The sequence below is a fragment of the Pseudarthrobacter sp. MOO14 genome, from assembly GCF_058267675.1.
This window is the reverse complement of the sequence record NZ_CM177849.1, coordinates 3,203,232-3,223,506: the sequence shown is the minus strand read 5'-3', so window position 1 is coordinate 3,223,506 and position 20,275 is coordinate 3,203,232. Positions and strand designations below refer to the sequence as shown.

General features: G+C 63.1%; 8 protein-coding genes and 2 rRNA genes. 1 reads left to right on the top strand and 9 read right to left on the bottom strand.

Annotated elements, in window-relative coordinates; genetic code table 11:
• Positions 1–119: 119 nt before the first annotated feature.
• The 5 genes from AC4EEV_RS15060 to AC4EEV_RS15040 all read right to left on the bottom strand — a co-directional run bounded on the left by AC4EEV_RS15060 (position 120) and on the right by AC4EEV_RS15040 (position 13,293).
• Positions 120–3,248: ribosomal RNA gene (locus AC4EEV_RS15060) — 23S ribosomal RNA — on the bottom strand.
• A 529-nt stretch (positions 3,249–3,777) separates the two neighbouring features.
• A 16S ribosomal RNA gene (locus AC4EEV_RS15055) occupies positions 3,778–5,302 on the bottom strand.
• Together the 16S and 23S rRNA genes form the textbook arrangement of a ribosomal RNA operon.
• A gap of 491 nt (positions 5,303–5,793) precedes the next feature.
• On the bottom strand, positions 5,794–9,459 hold the full coding sequence (locus AC4EEV_RS15050; protein WP_491329335.1) for a 1,4-alpha-glucan branching enzyme: 3,666 nt from the start codon (positions 9,457–9,459) through the stop codon (positions 5,794–5,796).
• A gap of 1 nt (position 9,460) precedes the next feature.
• Positions 9,461–11,254 carry a maltose alpha-D-glucosyltransferase gene (treS, locus tag AC4EEV_RS15045; protein WP_018762301.1) on the bottom strand — a complete coding sequence of 598 codons (1,794 nt, stop codon included), beginning with the start codon at positions 11,252–11,254 and terminating at the stop codon, positions 9,461–9,463.
• Positions 11,251–13,293: an alpha-1,4-glucan--maltose-1-phosphate maltosyltransferase gene (locus AC4EEV_RS15040; protein WP_491330897.1), complete on the bottom strand. Its 2,043-nt coding sequence runs from the start codon at positions 13,291–13,293 to the stop codon at positions 11,251–11,253. The genes treS and AC4EEV_RS15040 overlap by 4 nt, the downstream gene beginning before the upstream one ends.
• A gap of 192 nt (positions 13,294–13,485) precedes the next feature.
• On the opposite strand from AC4EEV_RS15040, the gene glgP reads away from it, so the two are divergent.
• The gene (gene glgP / locus AC4EEV_RS15035) at positions 13,486–16,104 is read left to right on the top strand and encodes an alpha-glucan family phosphorylase (RefSeq protein WP_208294438.1); all 2,619 of its coding nucleotides are present in this window, start codon (positions 13,486–13,488) and stop codon (positions 16,102–16,104) included.
• A gap of 68 nt (positions 16,105–16,172) precedes the next feature.
• On the opposite strand, the gene AC4EEV_RS15030 is transcribed toward glgP, so the two are convergent.
• From AC4EEV_RS15030 to rlmB, 4 genes are all read right to left on the bottom strand, one after another.
• Positions 16,173–16,529, bottom strand: coding sequence for a barstar family protein (locus AC4EEV_RS15030; RefSeq protein WP_491329334.1), 357 nt, complete (start codon positions 16,527–16,529; stop codon positions 16,173–16,175).
• 7 nt (positions 16,530–16,536) lie between these two features.
• Positions 16,537–17,025, bottom strand: a complete 489-nt coding sequence (locus AC4EEV_RS15025; RefSeq protein ID WP_491329333.1) for a guanyl-specific ribonuclease — start codon at positions 17,023–17,025, stop codon at positions 16,537–16,539.
• Positions 17,026–17,057: 32 nt separating this feature from the next.
• On the bottom strand, positions 17,058–19,166 hold the full coding sequence (glgX, locus tag AC4EEV_RS15020) for a glycogen debranching protein GlgX (RefSeq protein ID WP_026264732.1): 2,109 nt from the start codon (positions 19,164–19,166) through the stop codon (positions 17,058–17,060).
• A gap of 92 nt (positions 19,167–19,258) precedes the next feature.
• Entirely contained in the window at positions 19,259–20,248 is a 990-nt protein-coding gene (gene rlmB, locus AC4EEV_RS15015) for a 23S rRNA (guanosine(2251)-2'-O)-methyltransferase RlmB (RefSeq protein WP_109044715.1), read from the bottom strand.
• Positions 20,249–20,275 lie beyond the last annotated feature (27 nt).

The window sequence follows — 20,275 nt, the reverse complement described above, 5'->3', positions numbered from 1 at the left end:
TACAACATGTGTGGTGTTGTTATTCAGTTGTTGGTTCCGTGCCGTATCAAACCCCGGGTGTTGGGGGTTGTTGGTTGGGAACCACATAGTGGACGCAAGCAGAATTTGTATGTATCTGTGTGGTGTAAGTTGTTGGCCTATTAGTACCGGTCAGCTTCACGAGTCGTTAGTCCTCGCTTCCACATCCGGCCTATCAACCCAGTGGTCTGGCTGGGGGCCTCTCACACATAAAGTGTATGGAAATCTCATCTTGAAGCGAGCTTCCCGCTTAGATGCTTTCAGCGGTTATCCCATCCGAACGTAGCTAATCAGCGGTGCACTTGGCAGTACAACTGACACACCAGAGGTTCGTCCGTCCCGGTCCTCTCGTACTAAGGACAGCCCTTCTCAAATTTCCTGCGCGCGCAGCGGATAGGGACCGAACTGTCTCACGACGTTCTAAACCCAGCTCGCGTACCGCTTTAATGGGCGAACAGCCCAACCCTTGGGACCTACTCCAGCCCCAGGATGCGACGAGCCGACATCGAGGTGCCAAACCATGCCGTCGATATGGACTCTTGGGCAAGATCAGCCTGTTATCCCCGAGGTACCTTTTATCCGTTGAGCGACGGCCATTCCACAATGTACCGCCGGATCACTAGTCCCGACTTTCGTCCCTGCTCGAGATGTCTCTCTCACAGTCAAGCTCCCTTGTGCACTTACACTCGACACCTGATTGCCAACCAGGCTGAGGGAACCTTTGGGCGCCTCCGTTACTTTTTAGGAGGCAACCGCCCCAGTTAAACTACCCATCAGGCACTGTCCCTGACCCGGATTACGGGCCGAAGTTAGATGTCCAAAGTGACCAGAGTGGTATTTCAACGATGACTCCACCCGAACTGGCGTCCGGGCTTCAACGTCTCCCACCTATCCTACACAAGCCACTCCGAACACCAATACCAAACTATAGTAAAGGTCTCGGGGTCTTTCCGTCCTGCTGCGCGTAACGAGCATCTTTACTCGTACTGCAATTTCGCCGAGTTTATGGTTGAGACAGCGGGGAAGTCGTTACTCCATTCGTGCAGGTCGGAACTTACCCGACAAGGAATTTCGCTACCTTAGGATGGTTATAGTTACCACCGCCGTTTACTGGGGCTTAAATTCTCAGCTTCGCCGTGAGGCTAACCGGTCCTCTTAACCTTCCAGCACCGGGCAGGAGTCAGTCCGTATACATCGTCTTGCGACTTCGCACGGACCTGTGTTTTTAGTAAACAGTCGCTTCCCCCTGGTCTCTGCGGCCCCGATCCCCTCCACACCGCGAAGGTGTATCAAGGTTGGGGCCCCCCTTCTCCCGAAGTTACGGGGGCATTTTGCCGAGTTCCTTAACCATAATTCTCTCGATCGCCTTAGTATTCTCTACCTGATCACCTGTGTCGGTTTGGGGTACGGGCGGCTAAAACCTCGCGTCGATGCTTTTCTCGGCAGCATAGGATCACCAAATCCCCCCAAACGGGGGTCCCATCAGATCTCAGGCACCATGAGTGGCGGATTTGCCTACCACTCGCCCTACATCCTTAGACCGGGACAACCATCGCCCGGCTCGGCTACCTTCCTGCGTCACACCTGTTAATACGCTTGCCTCCCAGGATCAGGTCCCGCGCTCCACCAAAACCCACAACACCACAAGGGTGAGCGGGCAGGTCTCGGGCGGTTAGTATCCCCTGTTCAACATGGACGGTTTTTCGCCGGTACGGGAATATCAACCCGTTGTCCATCGACTACGCCTGTCGGCCTCGCCTTAGGTCCCGACTTACCCAGGGCAGATTAGCTTGACCCTGGAACCCTTGATCATTCGGCGGACGGGTTTCTCACCCGTCTTTCGCTACTCATGCCTGCATTCTCACTCGTGTAGGCTCCACCGCTGGTTTACACCGCGACTTCACCGCCCACACGACGCTCCCCTACCCATCCAAACACCTGAACCACGAAGGCTTAGTAAATGTTTGAATGCCACAACTTCGGCGGTGTACTTGAGCCCCGCTACATTGTCGGCGCGGAATCACTTGACCAGTGAGCTATTACGCACTCTTTTAAGGGTGGCTGCTTCTAAGCCAACCTCCTGGTTGTCTGGGCAACTCCACATCCTTTCCCACTTAGCACACGCTTAGGGGCCTTAGTTGGTGGTCTGGGCTGTTTCCCTCTCGACTATGAAGCTTATCCCCCACAGTCTCACTGCTGCGCTCTCACTTACCGGCATTCGGAGTTTGGCTGACGTCAGTAACCTTGTAGGGCCCATTAGCCATCCAGTAGCTCTACCTCCAGCAAGAAACACGCAACGCTGCACCTAAATGCATTTCGGGGAGAACCAGCTATCACGAAGTTTGATTGGCCTTTCACCCCTACCCACAGCTCATCCCCTCCATTTTCAACTGAAGTGGGTTCGGTCCTCCACGACGTCTTACCGTCGCTTCAACCTGGCCATGGGTAGATCACTTCGCTTCGGGTCTAGATCACGCCACTGCAACGCCCTATTCAGACTCGCTTTCGCTACGGCTGCCCCACACGGGTTAACCTCGCGACGTAACACTAACTCGCAGGCTCATTCTTCAAAAGGCACGCCGTCACCAGAATCAGACTGGCTCCGACGGATTGTAAGCACACGGTTTCAGGTACTGTTTCACTCCCCTCCCGGGGTACTTTTCACCTTTCCCTCACGGTACTGGTCCGCTATCGGTCATTAGGGAGTATTTAGGCTTATCAGGTGGTCCTGACAGATTCGCACGGGATTTCTCGGGCCCCGTACTACTTGGGATACTCTCACAGGCGGCACAAACACATTACGGTTACGGGACTAACACCCTCTCTGGCCGGCCTTTCAAAACCGTTCACCTATGCGCGCACATCACACCCCACCAGCCCGGCAGAACTGGTATGGAAAGTCCCACAACCCCGACCATGCAACGCCCGCCGGCTATCACACATGGAACGGTTTAGCCTGATCCGCGTTCGCTCGCCACTACTAACGGAATCACTATTGTTTTCTCTTCCTGCGGGTACTGAGATGTTTCACTTCCCCGCGTTCCCCCCACGCACCCTATGTGTTCAGGTACGGGTCACCAAGTCACTCGCGCGCTTGGCGGGGTTTCCCCATTCGGACACCCTGGGATCACAGTCCGGTTATCGACTCCCCCAGGCTTATCGCAGATTCCTACGTCCTTCTTCGGCTCCTAATGCCAAGGCATCCACCGTGTGCTCTTAAAAACTTGACCACAAAGATCAAAAAAATTTCTCGAGAGAACCACGGAAACCAACCACACCCCAACACCCACAAAGGGCATCAACAGCGCAGCCAGATCCAGGTTCATATTCTTGGAAATTGCTTCTTATACAAGATGCTCGCGTCCACTATGTAGTTCTCAAACAACAACCCCAAACCACACACCCCACACACCACGCCCGCAACAGCAGACGCACCCATGCATGATCGATGCAGCCAGGAAACCAGAAACAAACAAACCCACCAACAACCCCCACCCAAACAGGCAGGGGCCGTCCGTGGCCCTGTTGCCTCAGGACCCAACAGTGTGCCAAACACTAAACCGCGCCATCACCCACCCACCGTTCCAGAACCATCACTGGCTCGTACTAAGACAAGCAGAAAACACCACGACCGCTATTTGTTGATATTCCACCCTTGAGCACCCGCCACGAAACACTCGTCCGCGAAACGGGCCTTTACTCCTGACAACACCACCACCCCGCATACACGGGACAGCAACCGTTGTAGGTGCTCCTTAGAAAGGAGGTGATCCAGCCGCACCTTCCGGTACGGCTACCTTGTTACGACTTAGTCCCAATCGCCAGTCCCACCTTCGACAGCTCCCTCCCACAAGGGGTTAGGCCACCGGCTTCGGGTGTTACCAACTTTCGTGACTTGACGGGCGGTGTGTACAAGGCCCGGGAACGTATTCACCGCAGCGTTGCTGATCTGCGATTACTAGCGACTCCGACTTCATGGGGTCGAGTTGCAGACCCCAATCCGAACTGAGACCGGCTTTTTGGGATTAGCTCCACCTCACAGTATCGCAACCCTTTGTACCGGCCATTGTAGCATGCGTGAAGCCCAAGACATAAGGGGCATGATGATTTGACGTCGTCCCCACCTTCCTCCGAGTTGACCCCGGCAGTCTCCTATGAGTCCCCACCATCACGTGCTGGCAACATAGAACGAGGGTTGCGCTCGTTGCGGGACTTAACCCAACATCTCACGACACGAGCTGACGACAACCATGCACCACCTGTAAACCGACCACAAAGTGGGGCACCTGTTTCCAGGTATTACCGGTTCATGTCAAGCCTTGGTAAGGTTCTTCGCGTTGCATCGAATTAATCCGCATGCTCCGCCGCTTGTGCGGGCCCCCGTCAATTCCTTTGAGTTTTAGCCTTGCGGCCGTACTCCCCAGGCGGGGCACTTAATGCGTTAGCTACGGCGCGGAAAACGTGGAATGTCCCCCACACCTAGTGCCCAACGTTTACGGCATGGACTACCAGGGTATCTAATCCTGTTCGCTCCCCATGCTTTCGCTCCTCAGCGTCAGTTAATGCCCAGAGACCTGCCTTCGCCATCGGTGTTCCTCCTGATATCTGCGCATTTCACCGCTACACCAGGAATTCCAGTCTCCCCTACATCACTCTAGTCTGCCCGTACCCACCGCAGATCCGGAGTTGAGCCCCGGACTTTCACGGCAGACGCGACAAACCGCCTACGAGCTCTTTACGCCCAATAATTCCGGATAACGCTTGCGCCCTACGTATTACCGCGGCTGCTGGCACGTAGTTAGCCGGCGCTTCTTCTGCAGGTACCGTCACTTTCGCTTCTTCCCTACTGAAAGAGGTTTACAACCCGAAGGCCGTCATCCCTCACGCGGCGTCGCTGCATCAGGCTTCCGCCCATTGTGCAATATTCCCCACTGCTGCCTCCCGTAGGAGTCTGGGCCGTGTCTCAGTCCCAGTGTGGCCGGTCACCCTCTCAGGCCGGCTACCCGTCGTCGCCTTGGTAGGCCATTACCCCACCAACAAGCTGATAGGCCGCGAGTCCATCCAAAACCACAAAAGCTTTCCACCAACCACCATGCGATGGAAGGTCATATCCGGTATTAGACCCAGTTTCCCAGGCTTATCCCAGAGTCAAGGGCAGGTTACTCACGTGTTACTCACCCGTTCGCCACTAATCCCCAGTGCAAGCACCAGTTCATCGTTCGACTTGCATGTGTTAAGCACGCCGCCAGCGTTCATCCTGAGCCAGGATCAAACTCTCCGTTGAAGAAAAACAGACACAACCAAGCAGGTGGAAATAACACCACACCCGGCTGCACAAAATTTGAAACCAGCTGTAAAAACCAGACCACACCACGGGGTGGCGGATCCAGTCAATTCAACCAATCCATAAAACAATTGGTATCAACAAACTTGGCACACTATTGAGTTCTCAAACAACAGACACACCCGGCACCACCACAACCAAAAACCAGTCGCAGATCGCTCCGGAGCAACTTTCCAAACTTACCGGCTGACTTCCAGCGTGTCAAATCGGCGTCCGCGATCTTCCTCAGCATAAGCTTGGGGGATCGGTTGTCCGCCTGACTCCGTGGAGCAGCGCGGAAATAAACTCTACCACCACTTATTCGGGATCGCCAGTCGGCGTGGAGCGGCTGCCTGGGCCGTCCTCGGCCGGCCGGGTTCGCCAACGCGAAGGGCCCGGAATCCTGCCGGATTCCGGGCCCTTCCGACTCACTGCGGAGTGTCCTTGGGTGATCAGGCCGACGTGGGTGCTCCCGGCTTGAAGTAGGATGCGCCCAGCGGAGGCAGCGTCACCGTCAGGGTGGCCGGTTGCCCGTCCTGTCCTTCGGCGGTGGCTGTCAGCCCACCACCGTTGAGGACGCCGGAGCCGCCGTAGGTGGTGTGGTCGGTGTTGAGGACCTCAGTCCAGGCGCCGGCCGATGGCACGCCCAAGGTGTAGCCGACATGCGGGCCGCCGGAGAAATTGATGGCGCAGACGATCGGTTCGCCGTCGGTGCCCCACCTGATGAACGAGAGGACATTACGGTCGGCGTCTCCCCCGTTGATCCACTGGAACCCGGCCGCGACGTTGTCCTGGGTGTAGAGCGCCGGCGTTGACTTGTACAACTCGTTGAGGTCCTTGGTCAGCAGCTGCAGTCCCTTGTGCGCCGGAATGTCTGCCAGCCACCAGTCCAGTCCGTGTTGTTCGGACCATTCTGCTTCCTGCCCGAATTCCGTACCCATGAAGATGAGCTGCTTGCCGGGGTGCGCCCACTGGTAGGCAAAGAACGCGCGAAGGTTTGCCAGCTGCTGCCAGCGGTCGCCGGGCATCTTGCGGAGCATGGAACCTTTGCCGTGGACCACTTCGTCGTGGCTGATGGGCAGCAGGAAGTTCTCTGTGAACGCATATACCAGGGAGAACGTCACCGTGCCGTGGTGCCACCTGCGGTTGTAGGGGTCCTCCGAGATGTACTTGAGCGAGTCGTGCATCCACCCCATGTTCCACTTCAGGCCGAAGCCGAGGCCGCCGTGGCTCGTGGGTGCAGTCACCCCCGGAAATGCCGTCGACTCTTCGGCGATCATGACGGCGCCAGGGTGTGTTTTGTAGACGGTGGCGTTGACTTCCTGCAGGAAGGAGATCGCTTCCAGGTTTTCCCGGCCGCCGAAGCGGTTGGGCCGCCACTCGCCTTCCTTCCTGGAGTAGTCGAGGTACAGCATTGACGCCACCGCATCCACGCGCAGGCCATCGATGTGGAACTCGTCCAGCCAGTAGAGCGCGTTCGCCACCAGGAAGTTCCGGACCTCGGTGCGGCCGAAGTCAAAGATCAGGGTCCCCCAGTCCGGGTGCTCGCCGAGGGCCGGATCAGAGTGCTCGTAGAGGGGCTCGCCGTCGAATCGTGCCAGCGCCCAGGCGTCCTTGGGGAAGTGGGCCGGGACCCAGTCCAGCAGTACGCCGATGCCGGCCTGGTGAAGCGTGTCCACCAGGTAGCGGAACTCGTCGGGGTGGCCGAACCGGGACGTCGGCGCGAAGTAGGACGTGACCTGGTAGCCCCAGGAGCCGCCAAACGGGTGTTCCGCCACCGGCATGAACTCCACGTGGGTGAACCCCAGCCATTTGACGTACTCCACCAGTTCCTTGGCCAGTTCCCGGTAGCCAAGTCCCAGCCGCCAGGAGCCCAGGTGCACTTCGTACACGCTCATGGCCGAGTTGTGCGGATCGCGCTGGGCGCGTGCTTCCATCCACTCGTCGTCCTTGAAAGCGTAGGACGGCTCCACCACCCGGGAGGCCGTGAGCGGGGGAACTTCGGTGCCGAACGCCAGGGGGTCGGCCTTTTCGACCCAGTATCCGCCGCGGGTCAGGATTTCGAATTTGTAGCAGGCGCCCGCTGCCACACCCGGGATGAAGACTTCCCACACCCCGGATGATCCCAGCGAGCGGAGCGAGTTTTCGCGTCCGTCCCAGGCGTTGAAGTCACCCTTGACGCGGACGGCCTGTGCGTTGGGAGCCCACACGGCAAAGGAAACACCGTTGACGTCCCCCAGCGAAGACTTGTAGTGCCGGACGTGGGCGCCGAGGACTTCCCAAAGTTTCTCGTGCCGGCCCTCGCCGATGAGGTGGAGGTCCACTTCTCCTACGGTGGGCAGGTAGCGGTACGGCTCATCAACCGTCAGCGGCTCTTTGCCCGGGTACGTGACCGAGAGCCGGTAGTCGGGGACATGACCCTGCTGCACGGGTTCCAGCACGGCAACCCACACGCCGTGGGCCTCGTGTTCCATGGGAACTTCGCCGGCCTGGGTGACGACGGTGACTGCTTCGGCCAGGTGCTTGACGGTCCGGACGGTGACGTGGCCGTAGTCGTCCAGGTGCGCGCCAAGGACGGAATGGGGCGCGTGGTGTTCACCGTTCGCGATCTTGCCCAAGGTGCCTTCGTCCACGTGCAGCGGCACCCCCGGGCGGTCAGTTTGTGCTGAGCCTGTCATTTCGTTACCTTCCGATGCTGCGCCGGCCTGATCGCCGGTGCCATTACCGCTCAGGAGCCGCCTGGAGGCATTCACGGGGATCGCCAGCCAGTCGGGCCTGTTACGCATTTCATAAACAACTTCGTACAGCGCCTTGTCCAGCCACAATGCCACAAACAAGGGCGAGGTCCGGTCCACCGTGCCGGGAATGACGGCCCCGTACCCTTCCAGGAAGGCGTCAGCGCAGTCATCCACCCAGGTGTCCGGGACCTGGGCGCCTTCCTGCTCGCGTTGGGCGGCGCCGGCCGCGTAGTCGAACGACCGCAACATTCCCACGACGTCGCGCAGGGGCACGTCGGGGACGTTCCGTTCGGCGATGGGCCGCAGCGGTTCGCCCTCGAAATCGAGGATGGCCCACCGGGAATGGCCACCGGGTTGCCCTGCGACCTGCAGGATTTGGCCCAGGTGGAGGTCGCCGTGGATGCGCTGCAGTGGGCCCGTGGGTGCCCCGTCAAGGCCGGCCAGGAGGGCACCCAATGCGGCGTCATAGGGGCCGACGGCGGCACGGGCTTCCGCCCAGGCACTGCGGACGCGGTGGGCTACGGCGGGTCCGATGCCCTTGCCGGCGCCGGGCTCCACTGATTGCCCCAGAGCCTCCGCCAGCCGCCGGTGCACGTTGGCCGTGGCGGCACCGAGGGCCCGTGCCTCCGCCGTGAAGTCGGCACCCTGGCGTGCTGCGTCCACTGCCAGCCGCCAGGCATCACGGCCGCCGGCCAGGAATTCGTGGGCTACCGCAAGCTCGCCCTGGACGGGCTTGCCCTGCCCAAGCCACTCTCCGCGGACCCAGCCAAGGGTTGCAGGCACTTCGGGCGTACCGGCGGTGGTCAGCGCCGCCCCGACTTCGATCTCCGGGTTTGTCCCGTCAGACAGCACCCGGAAAAATTTCACCATCGCCGCCGATTCGCCATCGTCCACAATGACTGAACTGTTGGACTGCTCTCCGGACAGCACTTTCACCACCCCTTTGGCGGTGGGAAGCCGGTATGGGCCGGCCACGCGGTGTCCGGTGGCGGTCCCGCTTGCAGCCTTGTCCTCCTGCCGGATGAGTTCCAGCCAGGCGCCGACGAAATCGGGATCGTGCACGGCGTCGTAGACCCAAGGGCGGGAGGGGTCGGTTCCTGCCGCTTCGCCCACGAGCGCCCGTTCCATGCCACCGGCCGGTGCCGGGCGGAAGCTCAACGGCACCTGGACCACGGTGGTGCGGCGGCCGCCGTCGGGCCCGTCCGTGATGGCACTGAGGAGGAACACGGCCCAAGCTGCGTGGCCGGTGGGGTCCGCCAGGCCCAGGCTGCCCACTTGGGACATGGCGAAGTCGGGAGTCTTGATGGGGAACCAACGCTGCTGCGGCAGCCATTCCTTGAGCAGCGCGGTCAGGGCGGGAGTGAGGATTGGCTGGTTCATCTCAGTTCTCTATCGACAGGATGGGCATGGCCTGGGTGTAGGGCGAAGACGGGTTCGACCCCGCCGTCCGCATCCGCAGCCAGAAGAAGTCATGGCTTCCGATGGTCAACGTGAGGCTTCCGTCATCACCGATGCCCGGGAAGGGTTGGCCGCCGAAAACATCGCGCAGCCCCCTCCCCGCGTACTCGGGAACGGCCAGTGTGGCGGCCACAGGATGCTGGGAAAGGTTGAAGGCGCACAAAATTGTTTCGGCCGGGGCCCCGGCCGGGTTGTTGGCCGGCAGCTCGCGCAGGTACGCCAGGACGGCGTCGTGGTCTGCTTGCACGTGTTTGAACCCGCCAAGGCCGAACGCGGGGTGGTTCTTGCGGACGCTGAGGATTTGCCGTGTCCAGCGCAACAGCGACCCGGAGTGGGCGGCCTCGGCTTCGACGTTGGCCATGCCGTAGTTGTACACCAGCGACTGGATGGGCGGCAGGTACAGCTTGCCGGGATCGGCGTGCGAGAACCCCGCGTTCCGGTCCGGGTTCCATTGCATGGGGGTCCGGACGGCGTCCCTGTCCTCGAGCCAGATGTTGTCCCCCATCCCTATCTCGTCGCCGTAGTAGAGGAACGGGCTCCCCGGAAGTGAGAGCAGGAGCGCGTTGATCAGCTCGATCTCGGCCCGCGAATTGTCGAGCAGTGGCGCCAACCGGCGCCGGATGCCGATGTTGGCACGCATCCGGGGGTCCGGCGCGTACCAGCCCAGCATGGCCGCGCGCTCGTCAGCGGTGACCATCTCCAGGGTCAGCTCATCGTGGTTGCGCAGGAAGGTCCCCCACTGGGCACCGTCGGGGATGTCCGGTGTGTCTCGCATGGTTTCGATGATGGGCGCGGCCTTCTGGTCCCTGAGGGCGTAGTACAGGCGGGGCATGATCGGGAAGTGGAACGCCATGTGGCATTCGGGTTCCTCCTCTGTCCCGAAGTACTCCACCACCTCATTGGGCGGCTGGTTTGCCTCGGCGATGATCACCCGGCCGGGGTAGCTTTCGTCCACCATGGCCCGCAGGCTGCGGAGGAACTCGTGGGTGGCGGGCAGGTTCTCGCAGTTGGTGCCCTCTTCCTCGAAGAGGTAGGGGATGGCGTCCGCACGGAACCCGTCGATTCCCTGGTCCAGCCAGAACCTGACGACGTCGAAGACGGCCTCGATCACCTTGGGGTTTTCGAAGTTCAGGTCCGGCTGGTGGCTGAAAAACCTGTGCCAGAAGAACTGCCGCCGGATGGGATCGAACGTCCAGTTCGATTCCTCCGTGTCGACGAAGATGATGCGTGCGTCCTGGTACTTCTCGTCCGTGTCGCTCCAGACATAGAAGTCGCCGAAGGGGCCGTCGGGGTCTTTCCGGGATTCCTGGAACCAGGGATGCTGGTCGGAGGTGTGGTTCAGCGGCAGGTCGATGATGACCCGGACGCCACGGGCATGGGCTTCCGCCACGAGCCGCTTGAAGTCGCTGATGGTGCCGAATTCGTCCAGCACGGAGTTGTAGTCCGAGATGTCGTAGCCGCCGTCGCGCAGCGGTGACTGGAAGAACGGGGGCAGCCAAAGGCAGTCGACGCCCAGCCACTGCAGGTAGTCCAGCCGGTCGATGAGTCCGGAGAAATCCCCGGACCCATCGCCGTTGGCATCCGCAAAGGCCCGGACCAGTACCTCGTAGAACACGGCCTTGCGGTACCACAGGGGGTCATGCTGAAGGCCGGGCGCATTTAGCTCGAACGTGCTTTTTGGGGTGAAGTGGCCGGAACTTTGCGGATTGAAACTCACGAATGCATTCTCCTCACGCTCAGGATGTGGGCCGGTTCCACGTGCGGGTCGAGCCGCACGTAGTTGTACTCGCCCCACTCCCAGCTTTGGCCGGAGATCAGGTCGTCCACGTAGAAGCCACCGCCTGCGGTGCGGTCCTGCGGGTCCAGTTCCAGGGCTGCCAGGTCCAGGAAGACGCTGCATTCCTTGGTGACGTGGGGGTCCACGTTCACCACGACAATGATGGTGTCCTTGGTCCCGTCGGGGAGGGTCTTGTGCTTGGAGTAGACCACCGTGGATTCGTCGGTGCTCTGGTGGACCGTCAGGTTCTGCAGGTCCAAGAGGGCCGGGTGGTCCCGCCGGATGTGGTTAAGCCGCGTGATGTACGGTGCCAGCGAGCGCCCGGACTCCGCGGCGGCTTCCCAGTCGCGCGCCTTGTACTCGAACTTTTCGTTGTCGATGTATTCCTCGGCGCCGGGCCGGGCAACGTGCTCGTAGAGTTCGTAGCCGGCGTAGACGCCCCACAGCGGGCTTCCGGTGGAGGCAAGCACCGCCCGGATCCGGAATGCCGCGGGCCCGCCGTACTGGAGGTATTCGGTGAGGATGTCAGGGGTGTTGACGAAGAAATTGGGGCGGAAGAACGCCGGGGATTCGTGGCTGACTTCGTCGAAGTACGCCTCGATCTCCTTCTTGGTGTTGCGCCAGGTGAAGTAGGTGTAGGACTGCTGGAAGCCTGCCCGGCCCAGGGCGTGCATCATGGCGGGCCGCGTGAATGCCTCGGCGAGGAATACGACGCCGGGGACGGCCTTATTCACCTCGGCGATAAGCCATTCCCAGAACCACACCGGTTTGGTGTGCGGGTTATCCACCCGGAAAATCTTTACCCCGTGGCTGACCCACAGCAGCACAATGCGGAGAATTTCGCGGGAAAGACCTTCCGGGTCATTGTCGAAATTCAGCGGATAAATGTCCTGGTACTTCTTCGGCGGATTTTCTGCGTAGGCGATGGTGCCGTCCACCCTGGTGGTGAACCATTCGGGGTGCGTCTGCACCCACGGGTGGTCGGGGGCCGCCTGCAGGGCCAGGTCCAGCGCAACTTCCAGGCCCAGTTCGTTGGCGCGGGCCACGAAAGCGTCAAAGTCCTCGAAGGAACCGAGATCGGGGTGGATGGCGTCGTGGCCGCCCTCCTTGGCGCCGATGGCCCAGGGCGAACCCGGATCATGCGGGCCGGCCACGAGGGTGTTGTTGGGCCCCTTGCGGTGCTGGACGCCGATGGGGTGGATCGGGGGCATGTAGAGGACGTCGAAGCCCATGGCCGCGACGGCGTCGAGGCGGCGGGCTGCCGTCCGGAAGTTTCCTGAGGTCCAGACGCCGGTGTTGTGGTCCTTGACAGCGCCTTCGGACCGCGGGAAGAACTCGTACCAAGCGCCCCGGCCTGCCCGGTCCCGCTCCACCAGAAGGGGGAACTTCTCCGAGACGGTCACCAGTTCGCGGATGGGCTGGCGGGCAACGATGTCCGCGATTTCCTGGCCGAACCCGGCCGCGAGGCGTTCCTCGGTGCTGCGGGACTGGTCAGCCAGGACCTCCGAGGCATGCCGGAGGGCCGCCTGGTCCACCTCGTCCCGGAAGTCTTCCGCGGAGGCTTCACCGAGCAGCTTGGCACCTTCGGCAAGCATGAGCTCGACGTCGATGCCGGCGTCGATCTTCACCTCGGCGTTGTGGTGCCAGGTGCCGTAGCGGTCGTGCCAGGCTTCGATGACGAAGGACCAGTCGCCGGTTTCCGACGGCGTGAGGACGCCCTCCCAACGGTCGGTCCCCATTCCGCGTTCCCCGCGGGGCGGGGAAAGCCGGACCCGCTGCCGCTCTGCACCCGTGGGGTCCAGGAGGACGGCGCTGACACCAAGTTGGTCATGGCCTTCCCGGAAGGCGGTGGCGCCCACAACGATGGCCTCGCCGGGGAGGGCTTTGGCGGGGACCTTTCCGCCGTCGACGACGGGCTGCACATTGGTGATGGGAAAACGCCCGAACCGCAGACCCTCGGTTATGCGGCGCTGGGGCATTTTGGTGGATGCGGCACTGGTTCCTGAGTTAGTCGTCACAGGCTCGACGTTAGCGAGAAATGCCCAGGATTGCTAAGGCTGCTCCCTAAAATCCATCGCGCCGCCGCCCAATTTCTTCACGCCCCTGTCATTTACCCAAAAGAAACCCAAAGCTTGTTCCGGCCCGGCAGGTTGTCGGTTAGTGTGGCGCAGGTGAAGGCAATCCGCAGGTTTACGGTCCGTACAGTCCTCCCCGAGCCCATCCGGCCGCTGGCCCGGTTGGCCAGCAACCTGCGGTGGTCCTGGCACCGCCCCACGCGCGAGCTCTTCGCCGGGCTGAACCCGCGCCTGTGGGAGGAAAGCGGGCAGGACCCCATCGGCTTCCTGGGCATGGTCAGCCGGGAGGAGTTCCAGCGGCTCGCCGCGGACCAGTCCGTCGTGGACCGGGTCCGCGCGGCCGAAGTGGACCTTGACCGGTATCTCGAGGAGCCGCGCTGGTACCAGGGCCTGGGGCCGGAGGCACCCGCCGCCATTGCCTACTTCTCGCCCGAATTCGGCATCACCGAGGTCCTCCCCCAGTACTCGGGCGGCCTGGGCATCCTGGCCGGCGACCACCTCAAGGCGGCCTCGGACCTGGGCGTTCCCCTGGTGGGTGTGGGCCTGCTCTACCAGGCCGGCTACTTCAAGCAGTCACTGTCCCGGGACGCCTGGCAGCAGGAGACCTACCCTGTCCTGGACCCCGACGGCCTGCCCCTCACACTGCTCCGCGAGCCATCCCCGGACGGCAACGGAAAGGCCTTGGAGGTAGCGCTCCCGCTGCCCAACGGACGCCGGCTCCTGGCACATATCTGGCGTGCCGACGTCGGCCGCGTCCCGCTGCTCCTGCTGGACTCCAACGTGCCCGGCAACGACGACGCCGCGCGGAGCATCACCGACCGGCTGTACGGCGGTGGTGGTGACCACCGGCTGCAGCAGGAGCTGCTGCTGGGCATGGGCGGTGTCAAGGCCCTGCGCGCATTCCAGAAACTGACAGGGTCCCCCGCCCCGGAGGTGTTCCACACCAACGAGGGACACGCAGGATTCCTGGGCATTGAACGCATCCAGGAACTGATGTCAGGGGAACAGGCCCTGACATTCGACGAGGCGTTGGCCGCCGGCCGCGCCTCCACGGTGTTCACCACCCACACCCCGGTCCCGGCGGGCATTGACAGGTTCGAGATCGCCCAAATCAGCCACTTCTTCCAGGCCGGCCTGGCACCCGCCGTCCCGCTGGACAGGATCCTGGAACTGGGCCGCGAAAACTACGCCGACGGAAACCCCGCCGTCTTCAATATGGCCGTCATGGGCCTCCGCCTGGCCCAGCGCGCCAATGGCGTGGCCAAACTGCACGGCGAAGTGTCCCGCGGGATGTTCTCCGCCCTGTGGCCGGGATTCGACCACTCGGAGGTCCCCATCACCTCCGTCACCAACGGCGTCCACGTCCCCACGTGGGTGGACAGCCGGATCTCCAAGCTGGCACGGGACCAGTTCGGCAGCGAAGCGGAAGCACTGGGCAAATGGGACCTGGCCTACAACGTCAGCGACGCCGACGTATGGGCACTTCGCCGCGAAATGCGGGCGGCACTGGTGGAGGATGTGCGCCGTCGGCTCCGTGCTGCATGGAAGAAGCGCGGCGCGGCCGACGCCGAACTGGGCTGGACGGACAACGTCCTGGACCCGGACATACTCACCATCGGGTTTGCCCGCCGCGTGCCCACGTACAAACGCCTGACCCTGATGCTGCGGGAACCTGCGCGGCTCAAGGCACTCCTGCTGCACAAGGACCACCCCATCCAGTTGGTCATCGCCGGAAAGTCCCACCCGGCCGATGACGCCGGCAAGAAGATGATCCAGGACCTGGTGCGGTTCACTGACGACCCCGAGGTCCGGCACCGCATCGCGTTCCTGCCCAACTACGACATCGCGATGGCCAGGACGCTGTTCCCTGGCTGCGACGTGTGGCTGAACAACCCGCTGCGGCCGTTGGAGGCCTGCGGTACATCGGGCATGAAGGCCGCCCTGAACGGGTCGCTGAACCTGTCCGTCCTGGACGGCTGGTGGGACGAGATGTACGACGGCGAGAATGGCTGGGCAATTCCGACGGCCAACAACGACGCATCCCCGGAAGAGCGGGACGACATCGAGGCCGCTGCCCTGTACGAACTGCTGGAAACCCAGGTGGCGCCGCGCTTCTACGGGAGCACGGTGTCCGATGGTGCGGGGGCGGCCGGCCCCTCCACGACCCGGAGCGAGACAGTTCCCACGCACTGGGTATCCATGATCAAGCACACGCTCTCGCATCTGGGACCCGCGGTCTCCGCCGAGCGGATGCTCCGGGACTACGTCAACATCCTTTACCGCCCGGCGGCTGACGCCGGGCGCAGCGCCACCGCGAATTCATATGCGCAGGCCCGGGCGCTGGCAGCCTGGTCTGCCAAGGTTCGCGGCACCTGGCCGCAGGTCCACGTGGAGCATGTTGATTCGGTGGGCGTTTCGGAGGATCCGCAGATCGGCGACACCCTCCAGGTCAATGCGTACGTGGCGTTGAACGCACTGACTCCGGAAGATGTCTGCGTCGAGGTGGCCTACGGAAGGGCCGAGGAGAATGACACCCTGGCTGACATCACCATGATGGAACTGCAGGTGAAGGAAGACCTGGGCAGCGGCCGCCACCTGTTCAGCGGCTCACTGCTGATCGACCGCTCCGGACCGTTCGGCTACACGGTCCGGGTGCTGCCCCGGCACGAGGCGTTGGCCTCGAAAGCGGAGCTCGGCCTGATCGTCAACGCCTGACCTGGTGTCCGGCCGCCCCCGGCCGGACACCAGGTGCCTGCGGAGCCCTCAGCTTGGAGCCAGGAGCCTCAGAGCAGGACAGCCGTGACGGCAAGGTCCTTGCCCGCGTACCGTTCTGCGTCCTGCAGGATCTCGCAGATGATCCCGAACGACCGGTCAGCGCGGAACGGGGCCGCAACCTGCCACAGGACTGTCACCGGCGGATTGCCGTTGTCCGTGATGTTGTCCGCGAAGTCGTGCAGCGAATCGTTCAGCGCATCCAGGTTCACACCGTAGTGCTCAGGAAAGTCCAGGACCTCGCCGAAGGTTTCCAGGACGGCGCGTTTGCTGTCGGCCGGCGGGACCACAAGGCTGCGGCGCCCGGTGTCCGCTACCTGCGCCTCCAGCTCTTCGAGGGTCCAGGTGTCGCCGGAAAGAATTTTCATGGGTGCGCTAGCTGCCTTCCGCTATGTACTTGAATGTCGCGTAGTGGTCTCCGGTGTAATACTTCTCCCCGCCGTTGCCTGCCACGATCCGGCGCGCGCCCCGGTCCGGTTCGCCGGGGGTTCGAACCGTGTACTCGCGGTAGTAACCCCGGTCCCGTGCAGGCAGGACGCGCTCAAAGTTGCCGAACACCTGGTCGTCCTGGCTGAACTGGTATGGGCCGCCGGCCCGGATCAGCGCCAGGACGCGGCGTCCTTCCACCGGGAGCGCGGACTCCTGGATTTCCGGCAGGCTGGACGGGTTGGCTCCCCGGTGTGGCGCCGCGCTCTTTCCCGGCGCCGGCGTACCCGGGCCGCCGGGAGCCGTACTCGCTCCGGAGGCCGCGCCCGGCGTCGTGCCTTCCCCTTGGCCGCCCAACAGCCCGGCCCCGCCGAATGCCACCAGCGCCAGCACCACCAGGGCGGTAAGGAGCAAGGGAAGCATGGAGCGGTTACGCATTGGGGTGTACCTGCCGGCCGGTTGTACTGGGTCTAGGTTCGGTAGATGCTGATGGAGTTGGCCTCGGCAACATCGGTCTCGCCCGAGGCAACCCGGATGCCCTGCCGCTGCTCATGGAGCGGCGATGTGGTCAGGCGCAGCTCGAAAAGGCTCGGCGCCGCCCGCCCGAGGTCCGGCAACGTGATTTGTACATCCGTGGCACCGCCGTTCACCACCACCAGCCCGGCGAGGGCGCCGCCGTCATCGCCCAGCAGGAGTTGCAGGACCCGGTGGTGCGGATCGTTCCAGCGTTCAGCGGACATCGGCTGCCCGAATTGGTCGAACCAGTAAAGGTAGGACTGCTCGTCCCGGACGGGGAAATCATGGGGCTGGGCGGCCAGGAATTCCTTGCGCAGCCGGATGTAGCGCTTGGTGCTGCGCAGCATTTCGTGCGCCTCCGGGGTCAAGGTCCAGTCAAGCCAGGTCATGGCGTTGTCCTGGCAGTAGGCGTTGTTGTTGCCCAGTTGCGTCCGGGCCAGCTCGTCACCGGCAGTGATCATGGGGACTCCGAGCGATACCATCAGTGACGCCATCAGGTTGCGCCGGGACTGCGCGCGCCTGGCCAGGATCAGGCCGTTCTCGGTGGGCCCCTCCACGCCGTGGTTGTAGCTGCGGTTGTCGCCGTGCCCGTCCCTGTTCTCTTCACCGTTGTCCTCGTTGTGCTTCCTGTCGAAGGAGACGAGGTCGTTCATGGTGAAGCCGTCGTGGGCGGTAACGAAATTCACGGATGCCAGCCGTGAGCGGCCGGATGCCTGGAAGAGGCCGGCCGAACCGGAGAGCGAATCGGCGAGTTTGGCCATGGTTCCGCCGTGGCCGCCCGCATCCATGGCTGCCCGGTCCGCCAGCCAGAACGTCCGGACGGCGTCCCGGAAGTGGTCGTTCCAGTCCACCCAGCCTGGCGGGAACCGCCCGGTTTGCCAGCCGCCGTAGCCAATGTCCCACGGCTCGGCAATCAGTTTGACGCCGGAGAGGACGGGATCCGCGGCGATGGCGGTGAGGAACGGGTGGTTGGGGTCGAACTCGTTCCCGGCGTTCCGGCAGAGGGTGACGGCAAGGTCGAACCGGAAACCGTCAACGTGGAACTCGTCCACCCAGTACCGCAGTGAATCGACCGCCAGTTGGACCACATGCGGTTCGCCGAAATTCAAGGTGTTGCCGCACCCGGTGGTGTCCACGTACTTTCCGTGGCTGTCCATCCGGTAGTACGCCTGCTCCCCCAGTCCGCGGAAGCTGATGACCGGACCGTCCTGGGTTCCCTCCGCTGTGTGGTTGTAGACGACGTCGAGGATGACTTCGAGTCCGGCGGCGTGCAGGGCCTTGACCATGCCCTTGAACTCGTCCTGGACAGCCTGCGGGCCCGCTTCCCGGGCGGCACGGGTGGCGTAGCCGGGGTGCAGGGCGAAAAACGCGGCGGTGTTGTAGCCCCAGTAATTGGTGAGCCCCAGGTCCTGCAGGTGCAGCTCGTCGAGGTGGAAGTGCACAGGCAGGAGCTGCACGGCAGTGATGCCCAGGCCGGTGAGGTGCTCCACCACGGCTGGGTGGCCCATGCCGGCGTAGGTGCCCCGTAGGTCCTCAGGCACGTCGGGGTGGAGCTTGCTCTGGCCCTTGACATGGGCTTCATAGAGAATTGTGTTGCGCCACGGCAGGGCCGGACGCTCGTCCGATCCCCAATCGAAATCGGGTGCGGTCCGGACGCTGGCCAGCAGTCCGTCCTGCTCGTCCACCCCCCGGCCGTACGGGTCCAGCAGCAACGGCGGGTTGCCGGCGTCGTCCCCGTTTCCCGAGGCGGAGGCGTGCGGCGGCAGGGGCCGGCGGTCTGAGGACGGGCGGAACCCGTACCGCGAACCAAAGGGCAGGTCCTCGACGATGCCGTGATGGACGCCGCGCGCCACGTTCGGCAGGGTCCGGGACCGCCACTGGCCGCCCGGAGGGCAGTACACGATGTCCAGGCTGGGCACGGCTGGCGCGAAACAGGCAACATTGGCGCGGCCGCCGGCGTGGTGGCGTGTACCGCCTGAATCAACGCGCGGGACACTGACACCGAGGGGAACAGCCGAGGAGGCGTCCATGGTGGATGCGGTGTCGAAAAGCGGCATGACCATCACCTAAATGATAGCCGCCCGGGGCGGTTGACCTGCCCCGTCACCCCGGCACTGCAAGGCAATCGTGCCCCCGCACCGGGGGCGGTGGGCCACTACCCCGCCGCGCGCTGGCGGGAGACCTCGTACAGCGAGATGCCCACGGCCATGGAGGCGTTCAAGGACTCCATGGCGGAGTCGATCGGGATGGAGACAATCTGGTCGCAGTTCTCCCGGACCAGGCGGCTCAGGCCCTTGCCTTCCGAGCCCACCACGATGCACACCGGCTCGGTGGCCAAAGTGAGGTCGGGCAGCGAGACGTCGCCGTCGCCGTCGAGCCCCAGCACGAAGATGCCCATGCCCTTGAACTGCTTCAGGGCGTTGTTCAGGTTGGAGGCGCGGGCAACGGGGACGCGGACCGCCGCGCCGGCGCTGGTCTTCCAGGCCGAGGCCGTGACACCGACGGAGCGGCGCTCCGGAACAATGACGCCGTGGCCGCTGAACGCGGAGACGGAACGGATGATCGCTCCGAGGTTCCGGGGGTCGGTGATGCCGTCAAGGGCGACGAAGAGCGGCGCGTTGCTGACGTGCCCCTTCTTCCACTTCTCCACCGTCTCCTCGGCCAGTTCGTACGCGTCCTGGTACTCATACGGCGGAATCTGGAGCACCAGGCCCTGGTGGACGGCGTCGTCGGTCATCCGGTCCAGTTCGGGCTTGCCGGTTTCGAGCAGCGGGATGCCGCGTTCGGCGGCGAGCTTCAGGGACTCCTTGACGCGGTCGTCCATCTCGATGCGGATGGCCACGTGCAGGGCCTTTGCCGGGATGCCCGCGCGGAGCGCTTCGACCACGGAGTTGCGGCCGGTGACCACTTCTTCGGTGGCGCGTCCCTTGGGGCCTGACTTGGCGGCACCGGCGCTGCGTGCACCCGGACTGCGCTTGGCTGCGGACCGTTCGGCCAGTTGCTTGGCCTTGTGCGCCTTGTGGTACGGACGGTCCTCGGCCTTGGGCGTCGGGCCCTTGCCTTCGAGGGCCTTGCGGCCATGGCCACCGGTTCCGATGGTTGGGCCCTTCTTCGCTTTAACCGATCGGCGACCATTGTTGGCCATGATGTTCCACCCTTGATTGTGCTGACT

Bases quoted from the DNA above. Each gene is read 5' to 3' on its own strand.
- rlmB (WP_109044715.1), bottom strand. From the start codon at position 20,248: ATGGCCAACAATGGTCGCCGATCGGTTAAAGCGAAGAAGGGCCCAACC.
- AC4EEV_RS15025 (WP_491329333.1), bottom strand. From the start codon at position 17,025: ATGCGTAACCGCTCCATGCTTCCCTTGCTCCTTACCGCCCTGGTGGTG.
- AC4EEV_RS15040 (WP_491330897.1), bottom strand. From the start codon at position 13,293: ATGCCCCAGCGCCGCATAACCGAGGGTCTGCGGTTCGGGCGTTTTCCC.
- glgX (WP_026264732.1), bottom strand. From the start codon at position 19,166: ATGGTCATGCCGCTTTTCGACACCGCATCCACCATGGACGCCTCCTCG.
- AC4EEV_RS15050 (WP_491329335.1), bottom strand. From the start codon at position 9,459: ATGAACCAGCCAATCCTCACTCCCGCCCTGACCGCGCTGCTCAAGGAA.
- AC4EEV_RS15030 (WP_491329334.1), bottom strand. From the start codon at position 16,529: ATGAAAATTCTTTCCGGCGACACCTGGACCCTCGAAGAGCTGGAGGCG.